General features: G+C 43.8%; 13 protein-coding genes. All 13 read left to right on the top strand.

Annotated elements, in window-relative coordinates; genetic code table 11:
• Window positions 1-54 precede the first annotated feature (54 nt).
• The 13 genes from IGJ01_RS14555 (at window position 55) to IGJ01_RS14495 (ending at window position 13,294) form a co-directional block, all read left to right on the top strand.
• Entirely contained in the window at window positions 55-1,299 is a 1,245-nt protein-coding gene (locus tag IGJ01_RS14555; protein ID WP_074536802.1) for an NAD(P)H-dependent oxidoreductase, read from the top strand.
• Window positions 1,300-1,378: 79 nt separating this feature from the next.
• A complete protein-coding gene (locus tag IGJ01_RS14550) occupies window positions 1,379-2,326 on the top strand; it encodes a sugar-binding transcriptional regulator (RefSeq protein ID WP_074536801.1) in 948 nt (315 codons plus the stop codon).
• A 56-nt stretch (window positions 2,327-2,382) separates the two neighbouring features.
• The gene (locus IGJ01_RS14545; RefSeq protein ID WP_074536800.1) at window positions 2,383-3,384 is read left to right on the top strand and encodes a thiamine pyrophosphate-dependent dehydrogenase E1 component subunit alpha; all 1,002 of its coding nucleotides are present in this window, start codon (window positions 2,383-2,385) and stop codon (window positions 3,382-3,384) included.
• A 9-nt stretch (window positions 3,385-3,393) separates the two neighbouring features.
• The gene (locus IGJ01_RS14540; protein WP_005228122.1) at window positions 3,394-4,377 is read left to right on the top strand and encodes an alpha-ketoacid dehydrogenase subunit beta; all 984 of its coding nucleotides are present in this window, start codon (window positions 3,394-3,396) and stop codon (window positions 4,375-4,377) included.
• A 10-nt stretch (window positions 4,378-4,387) separates the two neighbouring features.
• Window positions 4,388-5,605 (top strand): dihydrolipoamide acetyltransferase family protein, encoded by a 1,218-nt coding sequence (locus IGJ01_RS14535; RefSeq protein ID WP_194188208.1) that lies wholly within the window; start codon window positions 4,388-4,390, stop codon window positions 5,603-5,605.
• Between the two features lie 15 nt (window positions 5,606-5,620).
• A complete protein-coding gene (gene lpdA / locus IGJ01_RS14530; RefSeq protein ID WP_430601217.1) occupies window positions 5,621-7,009 on the top strand; it encodes a dihydrolipoyl dehydrogenase in 1,389 nt (462 codons plus the stop codon).
• A 36-nt stretch (window positions 7,010-7,045) separates the two neighbouring features.
• A complete protein-coding gene (locus IGJ01_RS14525) occupies window positions 7,046-7,402 on the top strand; it encodes a PTS glucitol/sorbitol transporter subunit IIA (protein ID WP_005228129.1) in 357 nt (118 codons plus the stop codon).
• Between the two features lie 218 nt (window positions 7,403-7,620).
• Complete coding sequence (locus IGJ01_RS14520) at window positions 7,621-8,220, top strand: MptD family putative ECF transporter S component (RefSeq protein ID WP_081119308.1); 600 nt, start codon at window positions 7,621-7,623, stop codon at window positions 8,218-8,220.
• Window positions 8,217-8,918 (top strand): energy-coupling factor transporter transmembrane component T, encoded by a 702-nt coding sequence (locus IGJ01_RS14515; protein ID WP_008379524.1) that lies wholly within the window; start codon window positions 8,217-8,219, stop codon window positions 8,916-8,918. Before IGJ01_RS14520 ends, IGJ01_RS14515 begins: the two co-directional genes overlap by 4 nt.
• Window positions 8,915-10,351, top strand: coding sequence for an ABC transporter ATP-binding protein (locus tag IGJ01_RS14510; protein WP_086316578.1), 1,437 nt, complete (start codon window positions 8,915-8,917; stop codon window positions 10,349-10,351). Before IGJ01_RS14515 ends, IGJ01_RS14510 begins: the two co-directional genes overlap by 4 nt.
• Window positions 10,352-10,492: 141 nt before the next feature.
• Complete coding sequence (locus IGJ01_RS14505) at window positions 10,493-11,200, top strand: response regulator transcription factor (RefSeq protein WP_086316577.1); 708 nt, start codon at window positions 10,493-10,495, stop codon at window positions 11,198-11,200.
• Complete coding sequence (locus tag IGJ01_RS14500; protein WP_244732450.1) at window positions 11,190-12,548, top strand: sensor histidine kinase; 1,359 nt, start codon at window positions 11,190-11,192, stop codon at window positions 12,546-12,548. The genes IGJ01_RS14505 and IGJ01_RS14500 overlap by 11 nt, the downstream gene beginning before the upstream one ends.
• 107 nt (window positions 12,549-12,655) lie before the next feature.
• Window positions 12,656-13,294, top strand: coding sequence for a PepSY domain-containing protein (locus IGJ01_RS14495; protein ID WP_005233880.1), 639 nt, complete (start codon window positions 12,656-12,658; stop codon window positions 13,292-13,294).

Below are 13,294 nucleotides of genomic sequence, written 5' to 3'. Positions count from 1 at the left end.
ATAAGGGTGTATCATATGTTACGTGAAATATATTTTGTTAAAGGAGAGCTGAGAATGACTATTTATCAACAATTATTGGAGAGAGAAGATCACGGAATGCCAATCAAAATTGGCGTAATCGGTGCAGGTCAAATGGGCTTTGGAATGATTGCACAGATCGCGACGATCCCGGGAATGGCTGTAACAGGGATCAGTGATATTCGGTTAAATTTTGCACAAAGTGCGGCGGAAGCTTACCGTGCTTCCTCCACAAGCCAACATGAAATTCTAACAGTTACTGATTTCAAAGAGGTGATCTACTCAGAAGACGTTGAAGTGATCGTCGATGCGACTGGGGTACCTGAAGTAGGTGCAAAAATTGCGATGGAGACGCTTTTAGCTAAAAAACACCTTGTTCTACTAAATGTTGAAATTGATATTACGATCGGTCCTTTGATGCATCGGCTTTATCGGACTGCCGGTTTAGTGTATACCGGATCAGATGGAGACGAGCCGGCAGCGACAACCGAACTTTTTGAATTTGCGAAGTCTATGGGGATGGAAGTTTTAGTAGCAGGGAAAGGGAAAAATAACAAACTTAATATTGCCGCTAATCCAGATACTTGCCAGGAAGAAGCAAAGACGAAAAAAATGGCTTCTCATATGCTTGCTGCTTTTAAAGACGGTACGAAGACGATGGCTGAAATGAATTTACTGTCAAATGCGATTGGCTTTGTCCCGGATAAAGTAGGGATGCACGGCGTTGCTGGTGATCAAGAGTCCGTTTTGAAGGATTTGAACCTGCAAGAAAAGGGTGGCATACTGAATAAATTTGGGGTTGTAGAATATGTCGATGGCTTGGCTCCAGGTGTTTTTGTAATCGTCAAAGGTCAAAATGAAGGAGTCAAACATGAACTGAATTATTTGATGCAAAAAGAAGGAGATCATCATCTCTTGTATAGACCCTTCCACTTAGCAAGCTTAGAAACACCAATCACCATTGCAAAAGCTGTCTTGCAAAAAGATCATGCGATCGTTCCATTAGGGGCACCAATTTCTGAAACAGTAGCTGTTGCGAAAAAGACAATTAAACCAGGAGAGCGTTTAGATGGGATCGGCGGATATTGTGTGCGTGGAGTTTTAGAAACCCATGCCGACATGACAACAGAAGGACATATCCCGATTGGTTTGATTTCAGGAGAAGTAGTAGCAAAACGCACCATCGAAGCAGGCACATTTCTGACAGAAGACGATGTGGAGTTAGACCAATCAACAACCGTCTGGAAGCTTAGAAAATTACAAGATAGCACATTTGCGTAATTCTTTTTTGAAAATCGCCGTTTTAAAACGTGTTAAAATCAATAGTAATAAAGTATTTATACTATTGGAGGAAAAATAAATGGGCTACTCGGATGATAAACGATTACTTGTAGAATTGGCATCAATGTATTACAACGAAGGAGCAAAACAAGAAGAAATCGCCAAAAAGTTTAGTATCAGCCGCTCACTGGTCTCTAAGTATTTAGCGAAAGCACGTAGTTTAGGATTAGTAGAAATCATCATCCATGATGAATTGCTGCACCCATTTCAACAACTTGAACAAAACATTCAGCGACAATATGGACTAAAAGAGGTCATTTGTGTTCCATCAACCGGAGAAGAATCTTTAAACAAACGATTAGGCATTGCGGCAGCAAAATACCTGACGCGCATCACTAAAGCAGATGCGACGATTGCGATTTCTGCTGGAACTACGATCCATGAAGCAGCCGTCAATTTTTCTGCAAAAAACCATTTACCAAATGTGCGCTTTATCCCCTTAGTAGGTGGACTAGGCAGAGAACACGCAACTTTACAAGCCAATGTTCTTTGTGAACTTTTCGCAAGTAAGTGTGGTGCAGTTGCAGTGGAATTACATGCGCCAATCACGGTGGATTCAGCAGAGGCTCGAGAGGTCTTCTTGAATCAATCCTTTATAAAAAATGTGTTTAAAAAAGCAAGAAATGCTGATATTTCTTTGGTGGGAATCGGTGGGACGCCCGTCTATTCGACCATGACAAAAGCTTATCTTGCGAAAGAAGAGGGCATGAAGCTTGAGTTTACCAATGGGACGATCGTCGGCGATATTTGTTATAACTTTATCGACGAAGTGGGCGCATTAGTGGATTGTGAATGGAACAAACGAGTATTGTCGCTGGAGGTGTCGGATCTAAAAAGGATTCCTTTAAAGATTGCTGCAGCGGGTGGAAAGGATAAAGTGAAGGGCATTAAAGCAGCCTTAACTGGTGACTGGGTTGATGTGCTGATTACGGATGAAGACACCGCAAAGGCTCTGTTGAATGGATAGAGTGAATCCTCGTGCTGCTTAGATGAACTTTTAGGCAAAACAAAAGGAGAAAACAAATGGAAAAAACGAAGTATTTTTCGATTGAGAATAGTGCAAATCTCTCAAATGAAACGTTTAAAGAGATTTTTTACAAAATGTGGGAAATTCGCTTTTTTGATGAAAAAGTAGATGAACTGTTTGCTCGAGGCTTGATCCATGGAACGACCCATTTGGCTGTAGGGCAAGAAGCGACTGCTGCAGGAAGCAGTGCCGTCTTAAAAAAGACCGATTGGATCACCTCGACCCATCGTGGGCACGGGCATACACTTGCCAAAGGAACCAATGTCAATGAAATGATGGCGGAATTGTTTGGGAGAACCACAGGGACGAATAAAGGCAAAGGCGGCTCAATGCATATCGCTGATTTGGATACTGGAAATTTGGGCGCAAACGGTATTGTTGGCGGTGGGTTTCCGATTGCTGTCGGCGCAGCTCTGACCTCGAAAATGAAAAAGACGAAACAAGTCGCTTTGTCATACGGGGGCGATGGGTCTACCAACGAAGGAAGTTTTCACGAAGCAGTCAATTTGGCTTCGATCTGGGATCTACCGGTAGTCTTTTTTATTGAAAATAATAAATATGGTATGAGCGGTTCCGTTGAAAAAATGACGAACATCCAACAGTTATCAGAGCGAGCAAAGGCCTACGGAATTGAAGGGATCACAATTGATGGAAACAATCTGATAGAAGTGATCGAGACCACCTATCAAGCAGTTGAAAAAGCTCGGCGCGGCGAAGGACCGACATTGATCGAAGCTATGACCTATCGTTGGAAGGGACATTCGAAATCAGACGCGAAAAAATACCGGACGAAGCAAGAAGAAGAGCAGTGGCGCAAAGAAAAAGATCCCATCCAACAAGCCAAAACAACCTTGATCGCAGCGGGGATTTTTACTGAAGAAGAGGCAGAGGAAATTCGAAAAAAAGCCAAGCAAGCCATCAATGATGCAGTGACCTTTGGTGAAAACAGTCCCGTCGTTGCCGTGGAAACGATGTTTGAAGATGTATATGCAGAGTAGGAGGACATCATGAGAGAAATTACTTATGCGGAAGCCGTGAGAGAAGCTCTTTCGGAAGCAATGCGAGAAGACGAAGCTGTGTTCATGTTAGGGGAAGATATCGGTGTTTATGGAGGCGCTTTCGGCGTTAGCCGAGGGATGGTGGAAGAATTTGGTGAGGAGCGGATTCGATCCACCCCAATTTCTGAATCAGCAATTGCAGGTGCGGCAGTTGGCTCAGCTATGACGGGCATGAGACCGATTTTTGAAATTCAATTTTCTGATTTCATTACGATCGCCCTCGATCAAATTGTAAACCAAGCAGCAAAAATTCGTTATATGTATGGTGGAAAAGCACGAATTCCTCTTGTAATGAGAACCCCCGGTGGTTCAGGAACTGGGGCAGCAGCGCAGCATTCCCAAAGTTTAGAAAACTGGACGGCTCATATCCCTGGCTTAAAGGTGATCCAGCCAGCAACAGCTTATGACGCAAAAGGCTTACTGCATGCGGCGATTGAGGATGATAATCCAGTAATGTTCTATGAACACAAACTATGTTATCGCACCTCGTCGGATGTGCCGCAGGAAAAATATACGATCCCTATTGGGGTTGCGGATATTAAAAAAGTAGGAACAGATATTACCGTCGTTGCTACAGGAATTATGGTGCATAAAGCATTAGCTGCAGCGGATATTTTACAAGAGAAAAATATCAGTATTGAAATTGTCGACCCTCGAACATTGGTGCCTTTAGATAAACAAACCATCATCGATTCAGTGATGAAGACTGGGCGTGCGGTGGTCGTGACCGAAGCAGTCAAACGCAGTGGTTTCAGCGCTGAATTAGCAAGTGTGATCTCAGAAAGCGAGTCTTTTGACTTTTTAGATGCGCCAATCGTTCGCTTAGCAGGTGCAGAGATTCCGATGCCGTATCATCCTGACTTAGAGAAAAAAGCAGTACCACAAGTTGAGGATATTGTTGAAGCATGTTGCAAACTGATGGCGGATAAATAGGAGGGAAAGTATGGCACATGAGGTTTTGATGCCTAAATTAAGCTCAACGATGACTGAGGGAACCATTACGACTTGGCTAAAAAATGAAGGCGATACCATTGCGATCGGTGATCCAATCTTTGAAGTAATGACAGATAAAATCGCCATTGAAGTAGAAGCCTATGAAGAGGGGATTCTCTTAAAGAAATACTTAGCTGATGGGGAGAGTGCGCCCGTTAATTCAATTATTGCTTATATAGGAGCAGCAAATGAAACGGTCCCACCTCAGATGCCTTCAAGTGAAGCAACTCAACCAGACCAAGCTAAGCAGAACCAAACAAATACAGAAACTGAAAAGACAGCACCTCGTACCAATGATCAAATGATGCGTACCATACGGGCAACTCCTTCGGCTAGACGTTTGGCAAGAGAGCGTGGGATCGATTTGACTACTGTTCAAGGAAGTGGACCGAGAGGCAGGATCCAAGCTTTGGATATTAAGGCCATCAATAAACAACCAACTGTCGAACCACAGGTTGAGGAAGTGGTATCTGAGAGTGCGCTCATTCCATGGAGTCCGTTACGAAAAGCAATTGCAGAAAAAATGGTAGCGAGCAAAACGACCATCCCCCATGTTACCATGACAGCGGAAGTCAACTTGACGAAAGTTATTGACCTACGAAATCAGTTGTTACCGATGATCGAACAAAGAACAGGTGAACGTCTTTCTTATCTGGAAATTTTTGCCAAAGCAACCATGATTGCCTTGAAGGATTTTCCGCTATTCAACGCCCACGCCACGGATGAGGGGATCAAACGATTTTCAGCGATTCATCTTGGAGTTGCCGTTGCTCTTTCAGAGGGATTAGTCGTTCCGGTCATTTCGACAGCTGATCAGCTCGGTCTAGCTGATTTGACCACGGCAATCAAAGAGAAAACGAGAAAAGCTCGTGAAGGAACATTGACGAATCCCGAAATGTCTGGTGGTACGTTTACGATCAGCTCATTAGGAAAAACAAAGGTCAAGCAGTTTACGCCGATTATCAACAAACCAGAAGTAGCGATCTTGGGCATTGGTGGGATTTATGAAAAAGCTATCTTCAATCAGACTGCTGTCGAAGTGAAAAATCAATCCTTTGTTGAACTGAATCTTTCATTTGATCATCGTGTCGTAGATGGGGCACCAGCAGCGGCATTTTTAACAAAAATCGTGACATTACTAGAAGATCCACTAGGCTTCTTATTGTAGAAAGTGGGGGAATTTATGGAATATAACACAGATACCTTGGTCATCGGATCAGGTCCTGGCGGGTATGTGGCAGCGATTCGGGCGGCGCAATTAGGTCAACAAGTCACGATCGTAGAAAGCAATGCTATCGGTGGGGTCTGTTTAAATGTGGGATGCATTCCTTCTAAGGCGCTGATCCATGCCGGACACGTCTATCAAGAATCAAAACATAGCCATTATCTTGGAGTAACCAATCAGCAGACAACGTTAGACTTTCAGACACTTCAGAAATGGAAGGATGAAACCGTCGTCCAAAAGCTCACTTCGGGCATTCGAGGACTACTACTCAAAAATAAAGTTCAAATCGTTAAAGGTTATGCCCGGTTTCTTTCACCAAATCAAGTAGAAATCAAAGGTAAGGAAGAAAGCACCATTCAGTTCAAGCAGGTGATCATCGCCACAGGAAGTCAACCAATTGAGATTCCCGGCTTTGCATTCGGCGACAGAATTTTGGACTCTACCGGGGCATTGTCTTTAAAAGAAGTGCCAAAAAAGTTGGTGATTATTGGTGGCGGTGTGATTGGCACTGAACTCGGAAGTGCCTATGCAGATTTAGGCGCAGATGTCACGATACTGGAAGGATCGGAGCAACTGCTTCCTTCTTACGAAAAAGACTTAGTGGCGGTGGTCGAAGCGTCCTTTGCTAAAAAAGGGATTAAAATAGTAACAGGTGCAATGGCAAAATCAGTAAAAAGCCATGATACAGGTGTGGAAGTCACGGTTCGTGTCAATCAAAATGAAACAATACTAACGGCTGATTACGTACTGGTCACAGTGGGACGCAAACCAAATACAGAAAATCTTGGTTTAGCTCAGGCGAAGATCGAGACAGGAACGAACGGCTGGATACATGTCAATCAAAAATACCAAACGTCACAAGCCCACATTTATGCCATCGGTGATGTTATTGAAGGACCAGCACTTGCTCATAAAGCGAGTTATGATGCGAAGATAGCTGCAGAAGTCATCAGCGGGAAAAACGTAGCAAAAGATTACCGAGCCATTCCTGCAATTTGTTTTACAGATCCAGAAATCGCTACTGTAGGCAAAACTTTAGCAGAAGCGAAGACTCAAGGACTGGCAGCTGATACTGCGAGCTTTCCATTTCAAGCAAATGGTCGTGCTTTGTCACTGAACACCTACGAAGGCTTTGTTCGCTTAGTCTTTGATAAAGACTCAGAAGTAGTCATTGGTGGACAAATCGTGGGACCTGGAGCTAGTGATTTGATCGCTGAAATCACGTTGGCAATTGAAGCAGGACTTACGTTAGAGGATATTGCGCTGACGATCCATGGACATCCAACACTTTCGGAAGCTATAATGGATACAACAGAATTGGCATTAGGTCTACCCATTCATCTATAACGAATAAGTGAAAAAAAGCATGAAGGAGGCATTCGATTGTATAAAAGTACGGTGAAAGAAATTGGTGAGTTGGTTGAAGCTTTTGAAGAGGAGATGTTGTTGATATTGTTTGGTCCAGCAGCAACGGAAGAGTTGAAATCAATCTGTGTGCTTCATGAAACAATTGAACAACAAGAAAATGTTCTTCAACCTGGAGTGAAGCTTCAATTAGGTGAGGCGACTTATACAATAAAGAAGGTTGGCAGTGCAGCCAACCAAAACTTTAATGAGCTAGGACATATCTCTATCTATTTTCGTGATGGAGAAAATGAAATTTTACCAGGAGCAATTCTAGTAGAACCGGGAGCTTACCCTAAGTTGACGGTGGGGGACATCATTAGAATAGGCAATTGATAAAAAATATTTACCAGAATCGTCTGCAAGTAAAGTCGCTTTTATCAGGGCATTACCTGCAGGCGATTTTTTGATGAACAATATTTGTTTACCAGTAAGCATATCTCCCCATAAAAACGTCTGCTTTGTGCTATACTGAGGCTTTGTAAAAATAAGTTTGTACAAGCAAGCAGCAACGGTTTTTTCATTGATTGCTTGCAAGAAGGAGCGTATACGCAGTGAAAAAACTAAAGGTTCAAGATTTAATTGCAGTGGGGATCTATACAGCGATCTATTTTCTTTTAATGAGCGTCTGTCTATTGATTTTGCGTTTTGTGATCCCAGGTTTTCATAATTTATTTATTCCAGCAGTCACCGCTTTGTTTTCTGGCATTATCTATCTGATTTTATTGAATAAAGTACCGAAATTTGGCGCAATCACCATTATGGGTACCGTGGTAGGGCTCTTTTTTTTGATTTCAGGACATTTTCCATTGGCCTTTTTGCCCAATATGATATGTGCCTTAGCAGCTGATTTGATTCAATACAAAACAAAGCTCAAAGAGAACGTTCGCGTACTGGCGAGTTATATCGTCTTTAGTTTTGGCTTGATGGGCCCGATCTTGCCCCTGTGGTTTATGAAAAATGCCTACATCGATTCATTAGTGGCTCGCGGAAAAGATGAAACCTACATTGCCGGTGTGTTTGCTCATACCTCCAATGTGATGTTGGGGCTTTGTGCATTGGCCGTTTTGATTGGTGCGGTGGCTGGTTTAGGCATTGGTAGCCGCTTGATGGAAAAACATTTTCAACCAACGATCCAATCGCATAAAGGGTGAGGAATGTGTCGAAAACAAGGTTTGATCCCCGCAGCAAATTGGCGGTGATTCTCTTTGCTAGTTTTACTATGATGGTGTCCATTAGCTGGATCGATGAGTTTGTCTTTGTCACGTTCTTGCTGCTGCTATTTTTAGTCAGCGGCTTTTGGAAAAAAGGCCTGATGTTCTATGGCGTGTTTGTCTTGCTGACACTGGCAGATAGTTTTTTGTTTCGCCAAGGAAACCACCTATTGATCGTGTTGCTGGATTTCTTTTCCGTCGGTTATCGCCGCTTATTGCCAACGATCATGGCGGCGGCTTTTGCCATTAGTGGGACGAAGAACAGTGAGTGGATGGCGGCGTTGCAAAAAATGCACGTGCCCAATGTATTATTAGTCCCGCTGGCAGTCTTATTTCGTTTTTTTCCCACATTGGTACAAGATTTCAAAAGTATTCGCCAAGCGATGCGCTTTCGCGGCATCTCGCTGTCGGCAGGATCGATCTTGCTTCATCCACTGCAAAGTGCGGAGTATTTTTTGATCCCATTACTGATGTCGGCTGAAAAGACCGCAACCGAACTGTCGGCTACGGCGCTGGTTCGCGGGTTAGCATCAGAAACTCCCCATACCACCGTCCACGAACTGAAGCTGCGCTGGTGGGATGGCTTGGTCTTTTTAGCATTAGGCGGCTTTATCGTGAAAAGGATGTGGCTTGGATGATCACACTAGAACAAGTGTCAGTGAAACGAGAAAATCGAACCGTATTATCTGAGCTTTCTTTGACAGTCGCAGCTGGGGAAGTTATCGTTTTGTGCGGCGCTAGCGGCAGCGGAAAATCGACCTTGCTCAATGTTTTGAATGGCTTGATCCCTGAGCTGTATCCCGCCGAAGTGCAAGGAAAGATCCGTGTCGGAGAAACAGACTTGCCAGTTGCCGATTTCTCCCATTATGCCCAGACGATTGGCGTCGTCTTTCAAAACCCCAAGACTCAATTTTTCACCACGGATGTCTATTCGGAGTTAGCTTTTTCGATGGAAAATGCGGGCGTCGCACCAGAAAACATTCGGCAGCGAATCACCGAAGTAGCACAGCAGTTTTCCCTGACCCCGTTGCTTGATGCTAGTGTCTTTGACCTATCTGGTGGGGAGAAGCAGCTGATTGCTCTCGCTGCAGCCACGATGCTGCCCCATGATGTGTTCTTATTGGATGAGCCTTCCAGTAATTTGGATCAAGAAGCGATCCAAAAGTTGACTCAAGGATTGGCTTCTTTAAAACAACAAGGGAAAACCATTGTGATCGCCGAACACCGCTTGGCGTATTTGGCGCCACTGGCAGACCGCTTTTGCTTATTAGAAGCAGGGCGGTTGCGGGCGTCCTATCCAGCAGCTCAGCTGTTGTCACTGCCCGAGGAGGCAATTCACGAGTTGGGATTGCGAAAAGTAGGCGAGGCGGCATTGGAAAATCAGCACTGCCGAGAATCTTTGCCAGAAAAGTCTGGATTAAGGGCAACGCATCTGCAGATCAAGCAATCGAAACGCTCAGCAAACAGCAGAAATTGGGCGCTTAACTTGCCTGAACTACAATTGCCGACGAAGCAAGCTGTGGGGATCGTTGGACCAAATGGTGCTGGCAAAAGTACGTTGGTGCAAGTCCTGTCAGGATTGAAAAAATGCCCAGAAGCAGTATTTGCCATCAATGGACAAAAGCGGACCCAAAAGCAGCTGCTGCAGGAAAGCTTTCTTGTGATGCAGGATGTTAACTTGCAGCTGTTTTTTGAAACGGTGGAAAAAGAGCTGCTGATCAAAGCCCAAAACCCAGCTCGTTTTGAAGAAATTGTCTCATTGTTGCACTTAACACCACTCCTTGCCCGACATCCGCAAAGCTTGTCGGGTGGGGAAAAACAACGAGTTGCGATTGGCAGTGCCTTGCTTTCTGGCAAACGTTTGTTGTTTTTCGATGAACCAACGAGTGGATTAGATTTGCAGCAAATGGAGGAAGTCGCAAAACTACTGCGAATAGTTGCCAAAGAAGTTGATTTATTAGCCGTGATCAGTCATGATCGTGAGTTTTTAGCTGAAACATGTCCTTACATGATTCAACTCGAAAAAGGAGAACTTGTTGGCACGTATCAGTTGGCAAAAAATATGGAATAACTGAAAGACGGAGTGAACCTTGGTTCATGCCGTCTTTTTTTGGTCGAACATGAAAAAATCTTCATGTTTTTTTCTTTCAATCAGTTAGGAAGTTTTGAAAAAATCCGTTATGATAGAAGCAAAACCAGAGGAGGAGCGCATATGACTTTGAAGATCTTGCTAGTAGAAGACGAAGAAAGTTTAGCCAGTTTTATCCAGTCCGAATTGACTTTTGAGGGATATGGCACGGTCTGGGCCAAAGATGGGCAAGAGGCATTGACCTTGTTCAATCAGCAAGCAAATGCTTTTGATCTGATTTTATTGGATTGGATGCTGCCAATCTATGATGGCATCACAGTGGCGCGGCGGATACGCAAAGAAAGCGACATCCCGATTTTGATGATGACCGCCAGAAATCAAACCGCCGATGTGGTGACGGGGCTTGATGTTGGGTTAGATGATTATTTAACGAAACCTTTTGAAATCGAAGAACTGTTTGCCAGAATTCGCGTGATCGAGCGGCGGCTGCAAAGAGAAGCCCAACAACAAAAGAACCAGCAAAACCAATTAGTGGCGGGGGAGCTGATGATGGACATCGCCAAGCACTTGGTTCAGGTTGCCGGTGAAACCATTGAGTTGACGCCCAAAGAGTTTGGGATTTTATATGAATTGATGAAAGAGCCGGAAGTCGTCAAAACCAGAGATGACCTATTGAATGAGATTTGGGGTTATGAATACGACGGTCAAACGAATGTTGTAGATGTCTATATCCGTACACTGCGGAACAAGCTGGATGTTTGCGGCAAAGGCAAAATGATCGCAACCGTTCGAGGATTAGGCTATGTCTTGAGGACCGACCATGAAGAATAAGTCAGTCAACCAACGTAGAAAAACAGCCCAGTTTCAATTGACGAGCCGCTTTTCCTTGATACTCTTTGGTCTGCTGATTCTCTTCAATCTGCTGTTTATTTTATTATCCGTAGGTTATTTGTTTGAACATATCGAAAATCGTGCTAGCAACATTCTTGAAGCCATCGAAAAAGGTGAGGCATCAGGGGATACCTGGGACACTCTCGTCAATGCCTATGTTTCGGCAGATGAAGAAGACGCCCTGCAAGTGTTCTTAGCCGATGGCAGTGTCGTTTCATCAGAAGATGCGGAAGAGATTTTTGCCGATATCAATCAAGGACGAGTGATGCCATTTCTCGAAGACATCGTTTTTACAGAGGATGGCATCTATTACACGAAAACCCAAGAAGTCGATGGGGATCAGGTGACGATCGCTATCAATGGGGAGGATAGTGTGGAATTAGCCTATGGTCTCTTTATGATCAGCAGTTTCTTGAATCTGATCGCTGTTGTGATTGGCAGCCTGCTGATTTATTGGAGTGTCGGGAAATGGAGTCAGAAACTTACCGGCATGGCGCAAGAAATTGCTGCCATTGAACAAAGCCGACAAGGAGAATTGTCAGTGTCTGAAGAACCCATCGAGATTCGTTCGGTGGCCTTGGCTTTCAATAAATTGTTGAAAGAACAGCGTGAGACGATCGAACGGGAAAAACGATTCGTTGCCGATGCTTCCCATGAGCTGCGCACACCTTTGGCTGCGATTCGCGGACATGTCCAATTGATCCAGCGGCGTGGAACCAAACATCCCGAAGTCATTCCTTCCTCGATGGCATTTATTGACAAAGAGTCGAAGCGTTTGGAAACATTGAGCAATCAATTGCTAGACCTAGAAAAAAATCAATCCCAAGAAGAAATGACCCTTGTTAATGTTTCCCAGATCGTCCGAGAAGAGTGTGAAAAACAAGCGACGATCGTTCCGCAATCGATTGAATATTTTGTGGAGAACCAATGTATGAAGCGAGGACATAAACGTGACTTCCAGCAAATCATCCAAAACCTGTTAGAAAATGCCGCGAAGTATTCGCCTGTTGATCAGCCGATTCATGTGACCTTGACACAAGAGCAAAGGCAGTTGTCTTTAACCGTCGCCGATTTTGGCATTGGGATTCCCGATGACAAGAAAGCCTTGATTTTTGAACGGTTCTATCGGGTAGAAGATTCTCGTTCTAGCCAGATTGCCGGTTCAGGCATTGGGCTTTCACTGGTAAAACAGCTGGCAGACAAATATCATGCCAAAATCACCGTGATAGACAATCAACCGCAAGGCAGTATCTTTAAACTTGCCTTTCCAAATGAAAGAGAAAGATGAAGATTTTTTTAGATTTTCTTCAAGCAATTTTGATTCTTTTTCTTTGGGAACTTGTTATTCTAAATATATAGAAAAAAGGAATACACAAACAATTGGAGGAATGAAACATGAAAAAAACAACTATTTTATTCGGAATTGCCGCATTAGGGTTATTGGCAGGATGTACACAAAACAACACGGGAAATTCAGAACCTGCGCAAAACAGCAGCTCAAGCACAGCAGTTGCCTCATCAAGTGAAACAACCTCATCACAAGCAGCGGACAGCTCTTCAAGCAGTGCAGCGATCGCCAATGGGGGCTTGCCTACCGTGACCGTAGAAGAAGCGATCCAAGTATTCCAAGACAAATACCCAGATGCAGCGATCACTTCGATTGATTTGGATACTTCTTTTGGCAATTACTTCTACCAAGTAGAAGGCGTGGATGACACGAATGAGTTTGAATTAAAGATCGATGCAGAAACCAAAGAAACTTCTGAAGAAAGAACGGAAAAATTGGATGCCGATGAACAAAACGGTGTCAAAAAAGATGCCGATCAATTGGACCTAACCAACTTGCTTTCATTGGAAGAAATTTCTGATATCGCCGTGAAAGAAGCTGGCGGTGGTCAAGCAACAGATTGGTCCTTAGACAAAGAAATGAATGTAACCTATTGGGAAGTCAAAGTAGAAGATGGCAACAAACAAACAGATGTGAAAATCAATGCCCAAACAGGTGAAGTACTTGAAACAGAATTGGATGACTAA

Source organism: Enterococcus sp. AZ089 (assembly GCF_050547225.1).
In the GTDB taxonomy this organism is placed as follows: Bacteria; Bacillota; Bacilli; order Lactobacillales; family Enterococcaceae; genus Enterococcus_D; species Enterococcus_D entomosocium.
The sequence above is the reverse complement of the archived record's forward strand: the minus strand, read 5'-3'. Positions and strand labels throughout refer to the sequence as shown.